We start from the raw sequence: 20,296 nt of genomic DNA, 5'->3' as shown, positions 1-20,296 counted from the left end.
CCTTTCATAACAATACCTTAAGTATAATAAATCTAAACCGCCATGTCAAGCTAAATATTCATTTATTTTATTTATTTATAATAACTTATGTCAATATTATCCTTTTGTCGCCCTCGCCTTAATAAGGGGGGTAGGGGGGATAAACCTTCTCGGATGATCACTTTAGCTTTCTTAACGACATAACCGTAAAATATAATCTAAATATGCAGATATATCGCTCCCGCGATAACAACCGCAAAACAGTACAGCCCGAAATACCCGATCTTTCCCTTTCGCACAATGCTCATGAGCAGCACCAGAGAAATTAGACCGGAGATGAATGAAGCCGCTATGCCGAGTATTATCGTATGTAAGGGTATCTGTATGGCTGCAGAAGTGAAATCCCTGAACGCCAGAACCGTCGCGCCCCCCACAGCAGGGATGGAAAGGAGGAAGGAGAATTCACCTGCCTCCTGGCGGTCGACTTTCAGAAAAAGGGCTGTGGATATGGTCGAGCCGGAACGGGAGATGCCGGGTATGATGGCGATGGCCTGTGCGATGCCAACTATCAGCCCGCTCCAGAAGCCAATATGGCGCTCGCCTTTTTTTACCAGGAATGTGATCATGAGAACTGTACCGGTGACAAACAGGGCCGCTAAGATCGGTATTGTGGTCGAGAACAGCGCCTCGATCTGATTTTTGAAGGCGATTCCGACTATACCGGCGGGAACTGTCCCGATAAACAGTGCTGTCGCCATGCGGACATCAGCAGAATTTTGGTATATATAAGATGGAGATAGTCTTTCCAGAAACAGGGATTTTATACCTGCCAAGCATCCGAGAATAATGGAAAGAATAGAGCGGTAGAAAACCACCAGAACAGCCAGCAATGTGCCGAAGTGTAAGAAAATGTCAAAAGTCATCAGGTCGCCGTTCAGCCCGAATAGCTTCTGGGCGAGTACCAGATGGCCGGAGGATGAAACCGGCAGGAATTCGGCAAAACCCTGAATAAGTCCAAGAATAATGGCTTGAAAGTCAGTCAAGAATAAAATCCTTTCAAAGGTCTTTCAGCATGATGTATCCCATCATACGCCCGGAATTGACGCCGTCTCTGCGATGGGAAAAGTATAATGAATTATTGCATATCGTACAATCAGGAATCGATTCTACATTTGTCCTCCTCGCTCCGTTATAGATGAGGCGGTGGATGATTTCCTCGTGGAGGTCCGCATACAGTTTTCCGTTACGGTTCTTTATCGAGGAAGGCGCCATTCGAGCGGCCACTTCTTCACCCACCTGATAGCAGCAGGGGCCTGCCGATGGTCCCAGCGTAAAAATCACTTCCGCAGGATCGGTATTCCACTCCAATTTCATAAGACTCAAAGTATTTTCCAGGATGCCGGAAACCAGTGAACGCCATCCGCAGTGAATGACTCCGGCAGCTCTTGAAAATGGGTCCAGGAGAAGCACCGGCGCACAATCAGCCACCTTGACTCCAAGCAGAAGGCCGGGGGTGTCGGTAACCAAGCCGTCCACAGCATCATACATCCCGCCTTTTGAAACCTTGATTACTGCGGCGTCATGTATCTGACGCATGAGCGCGGTATTCGTACCGTCTATTCCCAGATGGCGGTAGAGACGGGAATAGTTTTCACGTACTGCGGCGGGATCATCGGAAGCGGAAAGGCCGAGGTTGAGGGAATCGAAAGGATGCCGGGAAACACCGCCCTGCCTGGTGGTGAAGCCGGAAAGCGCTATTTGATGAGGAATGATATCGGGGGTGATCGGTGATAGGGTATTCATAAGCTTAAAGTCCAAAGAGAAAGACTGTCTGAACCATGATTCAAACATTTTCCGGAGACCGCATATCCAGACGGATGACCCCGGTTACTCCCTTGACCTTTCGAATTTCCTTCATAAGGTTTTGAAGACACACCAGATCTTTGACATCCACATCAAAATCATCCATCGCAATATTATCATTTGTTGTTACATGAGCGGACCGAATGTCGCAGTTGGACTTTGCGATGGCAGAAGTAATATCGGAGAGCAGACTTTTGCGGTTTGCGGCCTCCACCCGGATGCTCGCCACAAAAAAGACCCCTTCCTTGGGTTCCCAGTCCACCGGGATGGCGCGGTCGCTGTCGGTAGGAGAGTTCCTAATATTATCGCAATTGCTTCGATGTATCACCATTCCCCGGCCACGGGTGATAAATCCTACAATTTCGTCGCCCGGGAGAGGTTTGCAGCACTTGGCAAAACTCACCAGCAAATCTTCCATTCCCTGAATGGATACATTGACCGGCGTCTGGCTTGTTAAGGGGCGTTTTTCAGCTTTCTTTTCAATCAGCCCAAAGTAATTCTGAATAGCATGAATGGATATATCTCCAGAACCCAGGCTGGTAACGAACTGCTCCCAATCCCGCTGATGGTATTTTTTAACCAGTTCTTCTCTTTCGATTTCGTTAAGTTTCTCTCTCCGCTGTTTTTCTATCCGTGCAATCATCTCCAGTCCGAGCGCATGGTTCTCATCATCATTGCGGCGTTTCATCCAGCGGCGGATGAGACTCCTGGCCTTGGCTGTTTTTACCGTATTGAGCCAGCCGGCTGTCGGAAATTTATTCGCATTGGTCGAAATATCCACCCATTGACCGCTGACCAGCCTGGTATCAAGCGGAACAATCTTCCCGTTGACCTTTGCTCCGGAGCAGTGAAGGCCGATTTCAGAATGGAGGGCAAAGGCAAAATCCACCGGGGTTGAGCCGGCCGGGAGCTGAATAAGATCTCCTTTTGGCGTGAAAACGAAAATCTCATCCTGGAACAGGTCCATTTTAAGCTCGTGCATAAACTCATTCGGTTCAGGCGTCCCGCTTTGCCAATCCACCACCCTCCGCAGCCAGGCCATGTAATTGTCGATTTCATCCGGCTCGACCTTTCCCTCCTTGTAACGCCAGTGGGCGGCGATGCCGGTCTCCGCAGTATGGTGCATTTCCTGGGTGCGAATCTGCACCTCGACCATTTTCCTTCCCCGACCGACCACCGTGGTATGCAAAGATTGATACATGTTGAATTTCGGGGTGGCAATGAAATCCTTGATCCGTTCAACTACAGGAGTGAACATTGAGTGTATGATACCCAGGGCGAAATAGCAATCCGAGATGGTGTTTACAATCACCCTGATGGCTAAAATGTCGTAAATCTCATCCAGGCTCTTATCGTCCCGGATCATTTTTTTGTAGATGCTGTAAAGATGCTTTTGCCGCCATTGAATCTGGTGGTCGATTTTTTCATCGGTCAGCCGTTTCTTCAACGGTTCCAAAACCTCGTTAAGAAAGGCATCATTCTCTTTAACCATATATTCCAGGGTATTCTTAATCCTGCGGTATTCCCTGGGATGAAGCCACCGGAACGAAAGGTCCTCGAGTTCGGTTTTGATGGTGTACACACCGAAACGGTGCGCAAGCGGAGCAAAAACTTCAAGAGTCTCATGGGCGATGCGTTTACGTTTTTCACTTGGGAGGAATTCAAGGGTGCGCATGTTTTGCAGGCGGTCGGCGAATTTTACCAGAACCGTCCGCACATCCTTGGCGGAATAGAGGATCATCTTTCTGAAATTTTCGGCCTGCTGCTCTTCCGGGCTCATGAGCTTCAGTCCGGCGATCTTGGTCAGGCCATCAATGATATTTGCGATTTCATCGCCGAATTCCTTTTGTACATCTTCGATAGTTATATTGGTATCTTCCACCACATCGTGGAGAATTCCGCAGGCTATCATGACCGAATCGAGATGAAGATCGGCGAGAATGTCAGCGGTCTGTATCCCGTGATAAATGAACGGCTTTCCCGACTTGCGGCGCTGGCCGGCGTGTGCCACCGCTGCGAACCGGAGAGCCCTCTTTATGAGGTCACGGTCGACGTGGGGATTATACAGCTCGATTTTTTCAAGGAGCTTGCTGAATTCATCCACCACTTCAACCAGTTCGACCGGCTCGATGGTGAACCGGCTGGCGACAGGAGCAGGTATTGGATTTTCAGACATCAATCGTCATTTTCCTATAAGCTTCAAGTGTTTTAAGCGCAAATTTTTCGAGAGAATATTCCTCTTCGATGATTTCACGCCCGGTTTTCCCAAGCGTCCTTGACCGTTCCGGCGAAGAGATAAGCTGACCCATGGCGTACGCTATTGATTCCGGATCAGCCTGGGGCACGATATATCCGGTGCGCTCGTGACGGACAATTTCCGGGATTACATTGGTAGCCGCCCCAATCACGGGAATGCCCATAGCCATGTACTCCAGGGCTATGCGGCATACGGTTTCCGATCCCACCGAGGCGATGACTCCTGCATCCAGAGCGACGAGAAGGTCGCGGATGTCATTCTGACGGCCGGTGAAACGGGTACGGTCGATAATACCGGCTTCAGAGGCTAATTTCCGCATGGTATCTTCGTTTAATTGAGCCTCCCACCCCGCCGCCACAAACCAGGCATCAGGAAATATCCCGGCGACCCGCTCCGCCCCAGCAAAGAAATACCGGTGGCCCTTGACAGGGGAGTATCTTCCCACGATACCGAACACAAAGGCTTTCTCCGGAATTCCCAGCGCGCTTCTCAGTACATTTCTCGGATGTCCGGGGGTATAGTACATACTGTCCACTCCGCCGTTGATGACCGGAATATTTTCCGGCTCGATCCCGAATCCTTCGGTGTAAAATCTCTGCACAGTGCAGCAGGAGGCGATTATCCCTGCGGTACGGTTTTTTATAAGGTATCGTGAGCCTGAATGCCTGTTCGGCGGGACCTGGCTTCCGGAGGTTCTAACCAGGGGAATCCCGGTTCCACAAAGCGCCAGGGACCAGACCAGGTGATCGCGCCCGTGATGGACATTCACCAGCGCCACTTCGTTTTCAATGGCGAATCTCCTGTATGCTTTCGCCAGGAGAAACAGTGTCAGCGGATTCCCCGATGCGGGACTGGAAAGATCATATACGGCAAGACCGAATTCCCGCGCCTTGTCAATAACCGGGCTTCCATTCCCTCCTGCCACAGTGACACGGTGACCGAGACTTTGCAAACCCCGCGCCAAAAGGATTGCATAATCGGCGCAGGCGTTATACCAGGGCACCGTGATCGCTTGCACGATATGACTCATATTTTGACCAACTGTTTCTCGGATTTGTTCCTTTTTAATAAGTCGAAAAATACGAATAGATATCAGACCTCACCCCCTGACCCCCTCTCCAACAAGTTAGAGAGGGGGAAAAATCAATAACGGTTTTCTAAAGCATTGTTTATAAAGCACATCGGGGTCTTCCCCTCTATTGCTTGCAAGAGAGGGGATTATGGGGTGAGTTAAAAATGCGGATTCTTTCTTTATTTTCTTCCCCTGCATCTTGACATTCCTCCAATACAGAGCGATATTATGAAAACATCGACGCTGCCCACCAAAACGGAGACAATCATGGAAGACAAAACAATTCCCCGCCAGAGTGTACATGTTATTATAACGCTCAGTGATTCACGGAATCTATCAGGAGAAATTCAAATAGACCTTGATTCACGTTTATCCGATTTCATGAATAAGCCGGAAAGGTTTCTCATATTACGGGATAAAGATAACTCCCTGAAGATCGTCAATAAAGATCATATCATCGAAGTAATTGAGCTTTTATAATACAGGACAAGGCGGCAGCAAACAATATAGCGTCAGAAAAGTCATAAGCCCATCATGGTTCTGGTCAGCAGGGGATCAAATACATATCCGGCGCCCTCCACCGCTTCACGGGCGCCTTCTTCACGGTCGATCACGCAGATAATTTTCACCACCTTGAGGCCGAGTTCCCGGAGACTGTCGGCCGCAGTTATTGCCTGAGTGCCTGTGGTAAGAACATCTTCGATCAATACAACACTCTGGCCCTTCTCGTAAAGACCCTCCACCACCTTCGCTGTCCCGTATTCCTTGGCTTTTTTCCGCACAAGGAGAAAAGGGATGCCGGTTTTCAATCCCACCGCAGTTACCAGAGGGATTGCTCCCAGCTCCGGGCCGGCAAGGAGATCGATCCCATCCGGAATTTTTTCCGCCAGCCCGTCGGCAACTTTTCTGAGAATTTCCGGGCGGGTTTCGATACGGTACTTGTCTAAATAATAGTTACTCCGCCTGCCGCTGGAAAGGACAAAATCTCCGGTCAGAAGAGCGGCTTTCCTGACTTCCTGTGCAAGCTCCTCGATATTCATGGCATACCTTTCATCAGTATCAAAGTGACAAAGTGACAAAGTATCAAAGTATCAAAGTGACAAAGGCACAAAGGCACAAAGTATAAAAGACTTATTTTATTCTGTCTTCTGTATACTGTCTCCTGACTCCTGTCTTCTGTCTTCTATTTTCTCTTCCCGCAAAACTCAAGCATATAGTTGATTCCGTGCAGCATCTCATTTTCTCCAACATCGCTGTAAACATCCACGCTTCCGATACGGCCGGGAAGCACAAACCGGATTTTTCCGCCGATAACCTTTTTATCCAGCTTCATTGCTCCCAGGATTTCACCTAAGGAAATGCCCCGGACATCGCAGCTCATTCCGGCGCGAAGGAGAAGGGCATTCTGACGGGCTGTGTCTGAGCCGCTGATAAGCCCCCGGTCGCGGGCAATCTCGGCGGCGGCGATCATGCCGAACATCACCGCTTCGCCGTGGCTGAAACGGCTGTAGCGGGTCACCGTTTCCAGAGCATGTCCGACCGTGTGGCCGTAATTGAGGGTGGCTCGAAGGCCGCTCTCACGTTCGTCCGCGGCGACTACTTCGGCTTTTATCCGGCAATTCCAGGCGATGAAACGTTCCAGGAGTTCATGCGAGGCGGAGAAATCCATGAGGGAATCAAGGTGGTCTTCCAGAAAAGTAAAGAATCCGGCGTCACGAATCATGGCATGTTTTATTACTTCTCCCATGCCGCTGACCACCTCGCGGCGATTCAGGGTGCGCAGCACCAGGGGGTCTATCCATACTCCGCAGGGCTGGTAAAAACTCCCGATCAAATTCTTGCCCAGGGGATGGTTGACCGCGACCTTCCCGCCGATGGACGAATCCACCTGCGCCACAATGGTCGTTGGAACCTGGACAAAAGGAATCCCACGGAGAAAAGCGGCGGCGGCAAATCCTCCGACATCTCCCACTACTCCGCCGCCCAGGGGAACGAGAATGCTCTTCCTCTCGAACCGTGACTCGATGAGCCGGGTCAGGATAGATTCCCAGGTGGCGATGGTTTTATACTTCTCGCCGTCCGGAATAATGATCCGGGTGACAATAAATCCTTCCCGAACGAGAGAATTGACAACTGGCTCCAGGTACAGGCCCGCCACCGTGTCAGTGGTTACTACTGCGGCCTGAGCCGTTTTTTCACCGGCCAGGCGCCGGACAAATGAACCGGTTCGAGGCAGAGAACCGGCTTCAATCATGATATCGTATGAACGGTCGCCGAGACGGACCGGTACTGTTTCCATAATCAAACATCCTTTTGGGCTGCCTTGAGCGCCTCGATCATCACCTGTACCGGGGCTTCACGGCCAGTCCAGAGAGTGAGTGACCGCGCCCCCTGGAAGGCGAGCATGGCCATTCCGCCGATGGCCTTTGCGCCCCGCCGGGTGGCATCCTCCAGAAGTTTCGTTCTCGCGGGGGTGTATATGATATCGCACACCACCTGTCCCGGATGAAATACATCATCACTTTCAATAACCGGGGAAATCCCCAAGTGCGGATACATCCCCACCGTAGTGGTATTCACGATCATGTCCATACGGGGCAGAATTCTTTTCCGGGTTTCGCTATCGGCGGGATAAGCGAAAATCGGTTTCCCGGTAATACGCCGAAAATCGTCCGCCAATTCCTTCGCTTTACTGAGTGTACGGTTCAAAATGGCGATCTCACGGACTTCCTCACGCAGAGCACAGGCATAAACCACAGCCCGGGCGGCGCCTCCCGCACCCAGGATGCAAATCCGTTCGGGGAACCGTTCCAGTCCGCTGTCTTTCAGGATACAATTCGTGAATCCGTATACATCGGTATTGTCACCCTCGAGCAGTCCACCGGTGTTGATGACCGTATTTACCGCGCCGACCGCTCGGGCCTCGACGGTAATACGGTCAAGGTATTCGATAATCCTCGTTTTGTGGGGGGCAGTGACATTCATGCCCCGTATGCCCAATGCTTTGATCGCCTTTACCGCATTTTCAAGATCATCCGGTTTTACCCGGAACGGAACATAGACAGCATCCAGGCCCATTTCTGCCAGGGCGCGGTTATGCATGAGCGGCGACAGGGTATGCTCCACCGGGTCTCCGATCACACCGTATATTCCGGTAGTCCCGCGGATGAAAAGACAGTCAGAAGCCCGAAGTCCATTATCTATAGTTTTAATGACGGACCCCGGCCTCCCGCAGCTTGATTCTTCCTTCCCGTCTTTTTCATCCTTCATCCTTCACCTTTTCTTCGGCAGCCTCTTTTTCCGGTATGCAGCAGCGGCATTTCGACATCATCTCCTTGCAGAGTTCTTCCATAATCCCAACCGCTTCTTTATAGGAGACGTTCTGGGTGAATTTTATTATTGTCGCAATGACGAAGAACGCGGTTGCGATAATGGTAAGAAGCTTGATAAATACTTTCATGGTGATATCCTCCTTTTTTTGCTGGGATGAGAACTCTTGCTGACTTAACGGAATAACTGAAAATAATTTTGACATGACAAGATTTACATGATTCTATCTTTTGTTGTTTTCAAAATCCTGTTAATCTTGTTAATCCTGTCAAATTTTCCTCTATAATAGGATCACCTATGGATTTTGGGCTTTGGGCTTTTTCCTTTATTTTCTCAGACGGGCCCGATAGCCGATTTGTTCCAGAAGATCTATTGCTTCAACCGCTTCCTGTTCCCGTTCGAAAGCAAGACGGAGTGTGCCACCCTCGCCTTCACGGACTTTGAGCACCTCGATATCATTTATGTTGATGTCGGAGATGGCGAGCTGGGTGGCGATCTTGGCGATGACACCGGGCTTGTCCTCGACAACCACCAGGATTTCGGAAAGAGTTTTTAAAAACCCTTTAGTATCCTTTGGAATAGTCGCCCGTGTAATGTTAGCGATCTCGAAATCTTCACCCAGCGCAGGAGTCCCTATACGGTCACGGACTTTCAGCAATTGCCCGATAAACCGGTCGATCGCTTCCCTGATTGCGTCGTCGTTGGTGCTGCATATATCATCCCACACACTGAACGGGCTCGATGCGATACGGGTCATGTCCCGAAAACCGCCGGCAGCCAGCCGAAGGTAGGGAGCATTTTCCGTATCGAGCCTGCCGACCATTTTCACCAGGGTGAGCGCGATCATCTGCGGCAAATGGCTCACTGCCGCAGCGATATGGTCGTGGGTGTCTGCATCCATGATCGCAACATGGGCGCCGAGACTTTCTACCAGCGCGCTGAAACGGTCGATCACCTCTCCGGGGACATTATCTGTGGGGCAGAGAACATAGATGGCATTCTGCAAGAGAAACGGATCTGCAGCGCCAACTCCACGCTTTTCCGAGCCCGCCATGGGATGGCCGCCGATGAAATGTACCCCGCGGGGAAGTACATTCATGGCGTGACAGGTGATTGCTCGTTTAGTGGAGCCGACATCGGTAACCAGCACTCCACCCTGCAGGAGAGGGCCGAGCAGGGTAAGAATTTCCTGAATGTGGTGTATCGGAGTGCAGAGAACGACCAGGTCTGCATTTCGAACTGCATTCCCCAGCTCTTCATACCCGCAGCCTTCGGTGATGGCGCCCATTTCCAGAGCGGTGGTAATCGCCGCCTGTGAGGAAACCCCCACTATCCTCATCTCAGGATATTTACGGCGAACCGCCAGGCCGAATGATCCACCGATCAGGCCGACCCCGACAATCACCATGTTTTTGAACATGTTTATCCTTTTACCTCACCCCGGCCCTCTCCTAATTAGGAGAGGGTGCCCGAAGGGCGGGTGAGGTTTCTAAATTGCTTTCCATTGTGGTAATCCTTACATCCCATGAATCATGGTTCAGACACATCCTTTTCATGAAATATTTGCAACGTTACTCAGTCCGTATCTCCAAGTCCCTGAAAAGGCAGGAATAACTGCCGTCGCCCGGACCGCGGATCCTGATGCCGATGTTTCCGCCGGGCAGGCCTTTACCGTCCGGATCGTTTCCTTCCACAGCAATATTTCCGTCCACCTTGAGCCAGAGGAGGGGGCCTTTTCTGCCGATTTCTACTGTATACCACTTCTGTTCCGAGGCTATATCCTTTGTCTGTGCGATATCGGTCGATCCCGGATTCTTTCTGATGAAGATATTCGGCTGGTGAAATCCGGTATGGAATGCGAACATGTAATTCTGCACCGCGCCTTCGGACCACCAGGGAAGACTGCCGTCATTATCCGTAGAAATTTTGAGGGTTCCCGTGTTTTTATCGGAAGTCGACAGGAATACTACGCAGACTCCCTTGTACTGTTCCGGTTTTACGTTGAACGTGAGAACGACATTTCCCGTATACGCGCGGGGGGAAACGAGAGTAATCCCCTTGGAATCACGGCTTTCGGTGATCCGCACCGCCTTTTCCGCCGCATCCATGGTCACCTTGCCTCCGCCCATGACCTTCCACCTAGCGAGGTCGGTGTTGCTGATTTTCCCTCCTTTTGCATACTCCACCGTAAGGGAAACGCTCGAATCCGATCCTTGCTTTGCCGTATACATAGAACAGCTCTGTACAAAAAGAAACATAAAGAAAGAGGCGAGGAAAAACCAGCGTGTCATAATCATGTTTTCCTTTGTTTTTAAAGATGTTTGTGGGAAAGTAGGTTTTATTTTTTAGGCCCTTGTACATAATTTTCTGATGTTTCTTTACCTCACCCCCTGTCCCCCTCTCCTAGTCAGGAGAGGGGGTAACTCATTATGTGCCTTGTTTATACCCTCTCATAATTAGGAGAGGGTGGCCGAAGGCCGGGTGAGGTTTTTTAGAGCATTGGCAGTAACATGATACTTTTTGCCATCATCTTTTTTCAACTTTACTGTCAGTATCTCTTCCTTCGATCACCCGCAGTATTTCTTCGGTTTTAGATTTCATGAGCGCGTCGTTTCGGGTCGATTCCACATTAAGCCGTACTACCGGCTCGGTGTTCGATTTTCTCAGGTTGAAACGCCATTGTCTGCTGAATTCAATGGAAACACCGTCAAGATGGGAGATGGCGGTTGCATGGGCGCTAAAATGCTCTTCCACACCTTTCAGCACCTCATCAGGATCATTCACCTTGCGGTTGATCTCTCCGGAGCAGGGATATCTTTTGATACGGGCGTTAACCAATTCGCCCAGGTTCTGGCCCGTGGCGGAGATTTCCTCAGTCACCAGAAGCCAGGGGATCATACCGGAATCGGAGTAAGAAAAATCCCGGAAAAAGTGATGGGCGGTATTTTCACCGCCATAGACCGCACAGGTTTCCCGCATGGTTTCCTTTATAAAAGTGTAGCCGGATTTGGAAATGACCGGAATCCCTCCGGCCGCACGAACAATCTCGATAGTATTCCAGATGAGCCGGGGATCATGAACGACAGGCGCTCCAGGATTTCTCTGGAGGATGTTTTTCGCGAGAAATCCGACAAGATAATATCCTTCGACAAAGCTGCCATTTTCATCGAAGAAGAAACACCGGTCGAAATCGCCATCCCATGCAATACCCAGATCGGCATGAGAAGTACGAACTCCTTCGATCGTGACATTCCGATTTTCAACAAGGAGCGGATTCGGCACCCCGTTGGGAAAAGCGCCGTCAGGTTCGAAATGAATGCGGATAAAATCGAACGGCAGATGGCGTGCAAGTGCATCGAGCACCGGTCCGGCGCATCCGTTTCCTGCATTCGCCACAATTTTTAAAGGTTTCAGGGATTTAACATCCACAAAACTGAGAATTTGATCGATATACATGTCCATGATATCGAGTTGATTAGCGGCCCCTTTGCTTGATGCGGACGGGGGAATATCCCCGGTGCGGACTCTCTGTTCTATGTTCAGAAGACCGCTGTCCTCGCCGATAGGGACGGCCCCGCTTCCAACCAGTTTTATACCGTTGTAATCTTTGGGATTATGGCTCGCAGTAATCATGGCGCCTCCCCCCATACCTTCTAGCGAAGAGGCGAAATACATCATCTCTGTACCGCCGATCCCGATATCGGTGGTATCCACACCCGCATCGTTGACACCGTTGATAAGAGCCGCCGCAAGAGAGGAGCTTGTTTTCCGAATGTCTCTGCAGATGGCAATTGCTCCTGACGGGTGTATTTCGGCTGCATACGCCCGCCCGATTTTATACGCCATTTCCTCGTTAAGCTCATCAGGGATGATTCCCCGTATGTCATACGCTTTAAAGGCGGAAAGACGCTTCTCGTTCATCGTTGAATCCTCCAGTAGGATGAGGTAATTTCTCTCTATAAAGTAATATAACTTTCACCTGAGTGCAAGGAATGAATCGCTGACCTGTGTATCCCGTCAGGTATAAAATAGCAGTTGCTTCTGAAAAAAACTTCGCCGTAATTACTTACTCGTAGTATCCAAATAGTAAAGTGTTTTTTTTTGCAAATATAGAAGATGATCTGGAAATAGTAATTTATACACTGTTGAGCCTTTTGCAAAAGTATTGGCAATGTCTAATAGTTTTCTCTGGAAGGGACGATTAAGGTATCGAGCCTCTGTTATCCGTACAATTAGCTAAAGTCTTGCTTGGATCGGGCGATAGCCGGGTGCGACTTGAGAGCACGAGTTCTCGCCGGTGATGTGACGTCGAAGTGGGAGGTGTGTAATGTTCAAGGAGTTAAGTAAACTTTCTGACAGAGAATTCAAACTGCTGTGTGACCGGGTGAGCCACTTGAATGACGAAATCACACGCTATCGCGATACCGAATGGAAGGCAACAGCTTTCTATTTAGCATTGCTGTCTGCTTTCACCACCATACTACTCGACGAAGAAAAGCGGGCTTTCTTGCGCGATTGGCGTATCGGGTTTACGCTTTGGCTGGTAGGCTACGCGGGTCTTGCCTGTTGTCAGCTCGTCTATATCCACCTTCGACTTAACCGATGTCGGAACGAAAGGGCAGAAACCCGACAGCGGCTCGGTGAGTCCACGGGAAAACGAATAGGTGCATTGTTTGGACTTTACGAAGGATCTGGGTTTATCTTTTTCGCGGGATTCCTTCTCTTGCTTGTCAGTCTTGCAGTCACGTTGATCATTCTCTTGTGGCTATGAAGGTTTTTTAGGAGCTATCTTGAAATACGGTTATGTATTGGGAGTTGATATAGGTGCAACTTGGACCCGGGTTGCTCTTGTGGGAAAAGACGGTGTGGTCGCTCGCTACGTAAGGGAGCGAACACCGTTTCAGGACTATCACTCCGTACTTGACTGGGTCCGAGATGCGGCTCAGAAAGCAGGGGATTGTGTCGAGGCTATCATCTTTGGTGTGCCAGGGCCTATCGAATATGTTCGGCAGAGGATAGTGGGATTGCCGAATCTGCCGCAATGGGACGTTGCAGCGCTTTCCCGTACCTTACGTGATTTTGCCGGACCTCCAGTCTGGCAGGCAAACGACACAGACCTTGCCGTGCTCGGTGAGCAGCGCTTTGGTTCCGGGAAAGGCGTTGACAACGTAGTCTTCCTTTCCTATGGCAGTGGTATTGGTGCAGGCGTGCTCCTTAATGGAAAACTGGCAGTCGGGCGTTATTCCCTCGGAGAGATTGGCCACACCATCATCGATATGGCGACACTCCAGACAATGGAGCACTTGGTATCGGTAAACAAACTTCAGAACTCTCTCCTGCCGGATAGCCCAGCGGAGACGGATACAGCCGTTGTTGCGGCTGACCCGCAGGATGGAACATACATCACTGTGTCAACCGCACTCAGCCTCTGTGTACGGCTGGTTGCGCTCTGCTTCATGCCCGATTTGATAGTATTAGGGGGCGGAGTTTTCCTCGCACACCCGGCACTTCTTCTTAAGGCACGGTCAGACCTCACTCAAATCGAGATGATCACACCACTCAAGCCTCACGACTTGGTTCTGTCTTGCCTTGGTGAGGACGCAAGTATGTTGGGAGCATACGTGTATTGGGAATCACTGCTCAAGGAGGTCAAATAGAATGGATACATACAAGAAGGAATTGGCCCGTTTTCTGTCGTATGGCCAAGAGGCGGTTGGCTTGGCTTCTCAGCATTTGCTTGCTCATTGGGGGGACTGCAGACAGGTTGAGAAGAAGGAATCACACCATAGTGTCGTCACCAAAGAGGACATCCAGAGTGAAGAGATCATAGTCGAGTTCCTTGAGAAGGTCGTGCCCGGACATTCGCTCATTTCTGAAGAACGTGGTCGAACGCTGAGGGATTCTGAGTTCGTTTGGGTGTTTGATCCGCTGGACGGCTCAAGCTACTATATCAGGGGGTTGCAATCTTTCAGTGTATCACTGGCACTGCTGTGTGAATGGCAACCAGTTCTCGGAATCGTGGCTTGCCCTGCAAATGGGGAAGTCTTCACAGCCGTCCGAGGAGGTGGCTCATTTCTCAATGCCAAACAGATTTCTACGTCATCCGTTTGCGAGCTCCGCGACTGTATTTTGAGCTTCAGCCATCGCTTCCTCAGAGCTCCGGAATACCTCAAGCCAAGAACGGAATTGGTACCATCTTGTCGCTCAATCCGGGGTGGGGGCTCGTGTGCTCAGGAGCTCTGCTACATTGCATGCGGCAGAATAGATGGCTTCATCGCCCCAGCACAGAGTCTCTGGGATTTCGCGGCAGGTTCGCTTATCCTGACCGAGGCGGGCGGGCACTTCTCTGGTTTTGCCGGAGAGTCCCCAGAATATTTGCGCATGTCTCAGAAGGATTTCGCTATTGTTGGGTCCAATGGAACGGTGCACCGCATCATTTTGGCTGAGTTGTGCTCCTCGTTTCAGAAAGACCAGGCAAGCCGTCATAATGCACAACCTGTTCAGTAAGCAAAACACATAGCTACCCAACAAGCCCTTTCTGTGGACCTCGCAAACTCGGCCGCAGAGCGGTACTGTTATGTGGTCTAGTAGAAAACGATCAAATGAGCAAACAAAAAAATAAGTGTCTGAGTGCCCGATAAATAGAATTGCCGTGAAAGGATCATTCAAAGGAGCTGCCAATGGCTGTCGAACTGAGGCGTGAGCCGTTTAATCCTCTTACAATGCAAGAATGCCAATTGATATACCAGAATGCTCTTGCCGTTTTGAGCACAGTCGGCATCAGGGTCCCGGGTGAAGATGCGCGGAAGATATACCGGAGGCTGGGTTGTTCATACAACGAGGAGTTTCAGACTGTAACGATCGAAGAAAAGATCGTGGAGCAGGCGCTGCGGAATTCACGGAAACAATTCCTGCTCGCGGGGAGGGACGAGAAGCACGATATCCGTATCGGCGAGGGAATCATGTACTTTTCTTCCGGCGGCGGAAGCCCGAATTATCTTGATCACGGCAAAAAAGAGGTGAGAAAGGTCACACTCAGGGATGTTGCAAACATGGCGCACCTCATCGATTACCTGCCCTATATCGACATCTGCCACCGCTCGATCGAACCAAGCGATGTTTCTGTGGATAGTATCGATGTCAACAAGTTTTTCGCCTGGATTAATAACACGACGAAACATGTCATTCTTTCGACCACGGATATGAGGGGCTTTAAAAAAATCCGGCGCGTTGCTGAAATCATCGCCGGTTCGGAAGCCTCCCTCAGGGAACGGCCCATTTTCTCCATCGTCGCCTGCTGGATGATCTCCCCGCTGACCCTTCACCCTGAAACTACTTCGGTCATCATCGAAGCGGTCAGGAACATGGTTCCCGTTGAATTCTCAAGCTGCCCGATGGCGATGTCAACTTCTCCCAGCACACTGGCGGGGACTCTCACCCTGTTCCTGGCGGAAATTTTGAGCGGAAAAGTGCTGGCTTATGGAGTAAATCCCGATGCGCCGGTGCTTATCGGAGGGGCGCCGGCGATAAGCGATCCATCGACCCTCGGTTTCTGCGCCGGGTCGCCCGAATATGGCCTTCTCAACGCCGCGACTGCGCAAATCGGCAGGATGCTCGACTGTCCGATGGTTGTATCGGCGGGCTACTCGGAAGATAAACTCCAGGGCGCCCAGGCAGGGTATGAGACTGCGCTGTCCTGGCTGACAGTCGCGCTGACGGGAGTGGACATCCTGCATGGCCTCGACCTGTTCGATTCAGGGCTTGCGGTCTCCGCAGAATCCACGGTCATAGGGAATGAAATGGCCGGTATGGTCAAACGGATCGTCGAGGGAATACGGGTGGACGAGGAAACAATCGGTCTTGATGTGATACGGCGTGTCGGTCCGGGAGGTGAGTTTGTGACCGACGACCATACCCTTAGGCATTTCCGGAGCGAATTCTTTTTCCCTGTTGTCGGCGACCGTAGAAACAGGACAACATGGCTCAATTCCGGCGGCTTGGATACCAACGAACGCGCCTGGAACACAGCCCGTAAGATATGGGCTGAGCATGAACCCAGGCGCCTAGATCATAAGATTGTGAAACGGATCAGAACAGAGTTTCCAGAGCTTGTCGCATGATCATGGTGGGAATACGATAAAACATTTTTCGGTTATGTTGTTAAGTCAGCAACATCAAGTAAATAAGAGAAGTTGAGCGCTCCTGTGTCTTTAAAAATCCCCCCTGCCTTCGGCATCCCCCCTTATTAAGGGGGGAATTTAGGGAGAGGGTCTGTCAAATCCTAATAAATGTCTACATAGAAATAGGAATAATTTTCTTTTTCCCCCCTTAATAAGGGGGGTAGGGGGGATTAACCTTGTTCTGATGATCACCTTAGCTTACTTAACGACATAACCGTAAAACATTTATTTTCCGGAGATAGTGTTTGAAAAAAAACGGCATTTCAAAATACCTTCAACATCGGCTTGAATTTTTCTCTCTTTTGTTGCTGAGCGCGCTGTTCAATGCGCTGCCGGAGAAATGGGTCTATGCTCTTGTCAGGGTGATCGGTCTATTTGTGTTTCACGTGGTTCGCCTGCGGCGCGGGGTCACTCTGGAGAATCTCAGGAATTCTTTTGGGAGGGAATTGAGCGAGGCGGAGCTTGAAAAAATTGCCGAGTCCTCATATATCAATATCGGGATGACCTTTACTGAAATGCTTTTCTTTCAAAGGCTTTTGGGTCAAATCCGGGAAAGAATGGACATGACCGAGACTTCCCTGCTGGCGCGGACATTTGAAAAGGGCAGGGGAGTAATTCTCGTATCAGGTCATTTCGGAAACTGGGAATTGAACTCTGCCGGTATCAGTAAAATTGGGTATCCCTTGACCGTTGTAGCAAAAAAACAGTCTAATCCGCTGGTGGATGCTTACATAAATCGAAACCGTCAAACCGAGAACCTCCAACTGGTCAGTACCGGCGCCCCGGCAAAACAAGTCATTCGCGCTCTTCGAAACAGGGAAATTGTGGGACTTATCTCCGACCAGGACGCGGGGAAGAACGGAATTTTTGTTGATTTCTTCGGACGGAAGGCATCTACTCCCCGCGGAGGGGGGGAACTGGCGCTCAAGTATGATATTCCGATTTTGGCGATGGCAACCGTGCGAACTGCGCCCGGACGATACAAGTTTCTCGTGAGAGAGGTACGAATACATTCCGACGATACAGTGGAAACACTTACCCAGCGGTACACGGCTATCCTGGAGGACATCATCCGCGGTCATCCGGAACAGTATTTCTGGATGCACCGGAGATGGAAAACTCAACCCTCGAAACCTGTCGATGGTCGAAAGGGTGATGGGACTGCAAGCGCTGAAATCAACGGAGGGATAGCATGATTCTTGGGATTACCGGATGCCCTGGGTCGGGAAAATCTGTCCTGGCGAAGGTGATTGCCTCCAGGGGCTGGATGCTCATCGACGCCGACCTGGTTGGACGCGAGGTAGTCGAGGAGGATGGAGACATGCGCCGGGAGCTTGCCCGGATATTCGGAAGAGATATCCTGGGAAAGGATGGAAAACTCGATCGTCGCCTCCTTGCCCGGAAGGCATTTGCCACACATGAGAATACCCTGAAACTGAACAGAGTGGTTCATCCGGTTCTCGTGAGGAGAATTACGGAGAAAATCAGAGATGAGCGGAATGCCGGAACACATGCCGTGGTGGACTGCGCCTTGATTTATGAGTGGGGCATTGAAGGGCTTTTTGACCTGGTGGTTTGTATAAGGGCGGATGAAAGTTTACGGAAAAAACGCCTCATGGAACGTGACGGCCGTTCTGACGAAGAGGTGGAGAGAATGTTTTCCGCCCAACTCCCCGAACCGTTGAAGGTTCTGAAAGCAGACATCGTCCTGTCGAACAATGATAAGCCTGAAAGCATGGTGATATACGGTCTCATGCTTGCTGATTTGCCGAGATACTTTAGGGAAGGCGGGTGCATTTTCCTCCGTTCCGCTCCAGAAACCGCATGATCTCGGACATCGTGTCGCAAACCGGTGTCGGAATACCGCACCCGCGCCCCTGCATGGAAACATAACCGGTCAGTGCATCCACCTCGGTTCGTTTTCCCATTTCCAGGTCCTGAAGCATGGAAGAGCGATGGTGGTAAGTGGCCGGAATCTGTTTCTCATAGAAAAATTCTTCATATTCTTTCGCCGTCGCCCAGTGCGTTTTTTCCCCTGCGGCAGTAATGACCGCGAAAACTTCCTCGATGACAGCATTCATGATGGACCGGGCATGGGGATCGTCCCCCAGCATGCCGTAGTGCACTCCGAAGGCTGCTCCGAGAGGATTCAGGGCTGAATTGTAAAGGAGCTTCGCCAGGAGGTCGCGGTTGATGAACGGGGTGGCGGAACATGGCAAACCGGCTTTGTTTATAGCTTCCGCGAGAAAGACCGCCGTTTCCGGTATCTCTCCCTCGACGCAGCCGCCGATATGGGTGGCATCCGCGGTAACAGTAATTTTAACAAGACCGGGACGCTCGATTTCAAAACCGGTTATCACTCGCGCTGCAAGAGAATGCGCTTCCCCGAACTGTTTGGCGATAACATCGAGGTTGCCGCAGCCGTTCTGCATGGAAACCGCGATGAACCTGTGATCCCTGATTTTTTCGAGCTCTTTCACCGCCGCGAGGGTATCGTAGGACTTGGTGGTAATGAGTATGTAGTCAAACGTTTTATCCCTCACCGGATCCAGGAAGGCAAAGAGGCCCAGCTTTTCAGCACGGACATGGTAATCCCCGAAGATCCCGGTGATGGAAAGTCCGCCGTCCTCTATTCCCCGTATATATCGCTCGCGGAGTATCAAATCAATCCTGTGGCCGTCGGCGGCCAGCACGCCTCCGACCGCCTGTCCCACCGCTCCGGCGCCATAAACCAGAATATCCATGGCAGTCCTAGATAAACAGATTTATTCCCGAATCGCACGCCGAACCAAGATACGTGGTGACGCCCCCGATATCCAGACCGTCAATAAGGTCATCTTTCTTGATACCCATCATCTCCATGGACGTGGTGCAGGCCACAATCTTTACTCCCAGGGATAAGGCCATGGTGAGAAATTCACCGAGCTGGGGCATACTCTTTTTGCGCATGATGCCTTTCATCATCATTGTTCCCGCTCCCATGAAGTTCATCTTCGAAAGCGTGGCATCGTCGGCTCCCCTGGGGAGCATCCAGCCAAACATCTTCTCCACCAGAGTACGGCTTTGAGGAGCGGGATTCGTTTTCCGAAGGAGGGAAAGCCCCCAGAAGGTGAAATACATGGTCACCTGCATGCCGGAAGAGGCTGCTCCGGTCGCCAGGATAAATGCGGCCATGGCTTTGTCCATATCGTTGGAAAAAACAATCAGTGTCATTCGTTTTCCAGGTTCGTTCATGTCAGTATCCTCCTGGTAAAAGGTGTTTTTTTCAAAAGTATCAGTAAAAGAGAGGCATTTCCCCATTACAAAATAGTATATAAACATGGAGTGACATTACAAAACCTTTTTCTGGCCATCCCCAAGATTTTTGAATCAATTTTTTGTAACTCTTTATAATGCTTATCGTTTCACGAAAATATATTTATGAAAATATTATCGGGTAAATGCAAGTCCACTTGAAGGACGAATCCCCCCTGTCCTTCGGCATCCCCCCTTATTAAGACGAGGGCGACAAAAGTAAAAAACTTTTATTCAACTTGAATGCATCAAAAGGTCTGTTAAAGGCGAACAGAGAACAGGACGGTTAAAAAGATAACAATGGAACCTGAAAACATACAT

20 protein-coding genes are annotated in these 20,296 nt (G+C 50.4%); 7 read left to right on the top strand and 13 right to left on the bottom strand.

Annotation, left to right across the window (positions count from 1 at the left end):
- Positions 1-197: 197 nt before the first annotated feature.
- The 4 genes from Q8O92_02245 to Q8O92_02230 are packed head-to-tail and all read right to left on the bottom strand — an operon-like array spanning position 198 to position 5,117.
- Entirely contained in the window at positions 198-1,022 is an 825-nt protein-coding gene (locus Q8O92_02245) for an undecaprenyl-diphosphate phosphatase (protein ID MDP2982134.1), read from the bottom strand.
- A 13-nt stretch (positions 1,023-1,035) separates the two neighbouring features.
- Complete coding sequence (pgeF, locus tag Q8O92_02240) at positions 1,036-1,782, bottom strand: peptidoglycan editing factor PgeF (GenBank protein ID MDP2982133.1); 747 nt, start codon at positions 1,780-1,782, stop codon at positions 1,036-1,038.
- 40 nt (positions 1,783-1,822) lie between these two features.
- Positions 1,823-4,018, bottom strand: coding sequence for a bifunctional (p)ppGpp synthetase/guanosine-3',5'-bis(diphosphate) 3'-pyrophosphohydrolase (locus Q8O92_02235; GenBank protein ID MDP2982132.1), 2,196 nt, complete (start codon positions 4,016-4,018; stop codon positions 1,823-1,825).
- Positions 4,011-5,117, bottom strand: a complete 1,107-nt coding sequence (locus Q8O92_02230) for a glycosyltransferase family 4 protein (GenBank protein ID MDP2982131.1) — start codon at positions 5,115-5,117, stop codon at positions 4,011-4,013. The genes Q8O92_02235 and Q8O92_02230 overlap by 8 nt, the downstream gene beginning before the upstream one ends.
- Before the next feature lie 282 nt (positions 5,118-5,399).
- Between Q8O92_02230 and Q8O92_02225 the strand changes: the two genes are divergently transcribed.
- Complete coding sequence (locus tag Q8O92_02225) at positions 5,400-5,651, top strand: hypothetical protein (protein ID MDP2982130.1); 252 nt, start codon at positions 5,400-5,402, stop codon at positions 5,649-5,651.
- Positions 5,652-5,692: 41 nt separating this feature from the next.
- Here the strand turns inward: Q8O92_02225 and pyrE are convergent, their stop codons facing one another.
- From pyrE to Q8O92_02190, 7 genes are all read right to left on the bottom strand, one after another.
- The gene (gene pyrE, locus Q8O92_02220; GenBank protein MDP2982129.1) at positions 5,693-6,211 is read right to left on the bottom strand and encodes an orotate phosphoribosyltransferase; all 519 of its coding nucleotides are present in this window, start codon (positions 6,209-6,211) and stop codon (positions 5,693-5,695) included.
- A gap of 143 nt (positions 6,212-6,354) precedes the next feature.
- Positions 6,355-7,470: a 3-dehydroquinate synthase gene (gene aroB, locus Q8O92_02215; GenBank protein MDP2982128.1), complete on the bottom strand. Its 1,116-nt coding sequence runs from the start codon at positions 7,468-7,470 to the stop codon at positions 6,355-6,357.
- Positions 7,471-7,472: 2 nt separating this feature from the next.
- Positions 7,473-8,441, bottom strand: a complete 969-nt coding sequence (locus Q8O92_02210; protein MDP2982127.1) for a shikimate dehydrogenase — start codon at positions 8,439-8,441, stop codon at positions 7,473-7,475.
- On the bottom strand, positions 8,431-8,631 hold the full coding sequence (locus tag Q8O92_02205; GenBank protein ID MDP2982126.1) for a hypothetical protein: 201 nt from the start codon (positions 8,629-8,631) through the stop codon (positions 8,431-8,433). Before Q8O92_02205 ends, Q8O92_02210 begins: the two co-directional genes overlap by 11 nt.
- A gap of 195 nt (positions 8,632-8,826) precedes the next feature.
- Positions 8,827-9,921 carry a prephenate dehydrogenase gene (locus tag Q8O92_02200; GenBank protein ID MDP2982125.1) on the bottom strand — a complete coding sequence of 365 codons (1,095 nt, stop codon included), beginning with the start codon at positions 9,919-9,921 and terminating at the stop codon, positions 8,827-8,829.
- A gap of 151 nt (positions 9,922-10,072) precedes the next feature.
- Complete coding sequence (locus tag Q8O92_02195) at positions 10,073-10,732, bottom strand: hypothetical protein (GenBank protein ID MDP2982124.1); 660 nt, start codon at positions 10,730-10,732, stop codon at positions 10,073-10,075.
- A 295-nt stretch (positions 10,733-11,027) separates the two neighbouring features.
- Positions 11,028-12,422 carry a phosphomannomutase gene (locus Q8O92_02190; GenBank protein MDP2982123.1) on the bottom strand — a complete coding sequence of 465 codons (1,395 nt, stop codon included), beginning with the start codon at positions 12,420-12,422 and terminating at the stop codon, positions 11,028-11,030.
- Positions 12,423-12,828: 406 nt separating this feature from the next.
- Here Q8O92_02190 and Q8O92_02185 point away from each other — a divergent pair, with 406 nt between their 5' ends.
- The 6 genes from Q8O92_02185 to coaE all read left to right on the top strand — a co-directional run bounded on the left by Q8O92_02185 (position 12,829) and on the right by coaE (position 18,509).
- Positions 12,829-13,272 carry a hypothetical protein gene (locus tag Q8O92_02185; GenBank protein MDP2982122.1) on the top strand — a complete coding sequence of 148 codons (444 nt, stop codon included), beginning with the start codon at positions 12,829-12,831 and terminating at the stop codon, positions 13,270-13,272.
- A 19-nt stretch (positions 13,273-13,291) separates the two neighbouring features.
- On the top strand, positions 13,292-14,158 hold the full coding sequence (locus Q8O92_02180; protein MDP2982121.1) for an ROK family protein: 867 nt from the start codon (positions 13,292-13,294) through the stop codon (positions 14,156-14,158).
- 1 nt (position 14,159) lies between these two features.
- Positions 14,160-15,008 (top strand): inositol monophosphatase, encoded by an 849-nt coding sequence (locus tag Q8O92_02175; protein ID MDP2982120.1) that lies wholly within the window; start codon positions 14,160-14,162, stop codon positions 15,006-15,008.
- Between the two features lie 173 nt (positions 15,009-15,181).
- Positions 15,182-16,621, top strand: a complete 1,440-nt coding sequence (locus Q8O92_02170; protein ID MDP2982119.1) for a trimethylamine methyltransferase family protein — start codon at positions 15,182-15,184, stop codon at positions 16,619-16,621.
- A gap of 305 nt (positions 16,622-16,926) precedes the next feature.
- Positions 16,927-17,877 (top strand): lysophospholipid acyltransferase family protein, encoded by a 951-nt coding sequence (locus Q8O92_02165; protein MDP2982118.1) that lies wholly within the window; start codon positions 16,927-16,929, stop codon positions 17,875-17,877.
- Positions 17,874-18,509, top strand: coding sequence for a dephospho-CoA kinase (gene coaE, locus Q8O92_02160; GenBank protein MDP2982117.1), 636 nt, complete (start codon positions 17,874-17,876; stop codon positions 18,507-18,509). The genes Q8O92_02165 and coaE overlap by 4 nt, the downstream gene beginning before the upstream one ends.
- On the opposite strand, the gene Q8O92_02155 is transcribed toward coaE, so the two are convergent.
- The gene (locus Q8O92_02155; GenBank protein MDP2982116.1) at positions 18,460-19,425 is read right to left on the bottom strand and encodes a 2-dehydropantoate 2-reductase; all 966 of its coding nucleotides are present in this window, start codon (positions 19,423-19,425) and stop codon (positions 18,460-18,462) included. The two genes, coaE and Q8O92_02155, sit on opposite strands and share 50 nt — an antisense overlap.
- A 7-nt stretch (positions 19,426-19,432) precedes the next feature.
- The gene (locus Q8O92_02150; GenBank protein MDP2982115.1) at positions 19,433-19,915 is read right to left on the bottom strand and encodes a DsrE/DsrF/DrsH-like family protein; all 483 of its coding nucleotides are present in this window, start codon (positions 19,913-19,915) and stop codon (positions 19,433-19,435) included.
- Between the last annotated feature and the right edge of the window lie 381 nt (positions 19,916-20,296).

The sequence above is a fragment of the Candidatus Latescibacter sp. genome (assembly GCA_030692375.1).
In the GTDB taxonomy this organism is placed as follows: Bacteria; Latescibacterota; Latescibacteria; order Latescibacterales; family Latescibacteraceae; genus JAUYCD01.
This window is presented reverse-complemented; position numbering and strand designations above follow the sequence as displayed.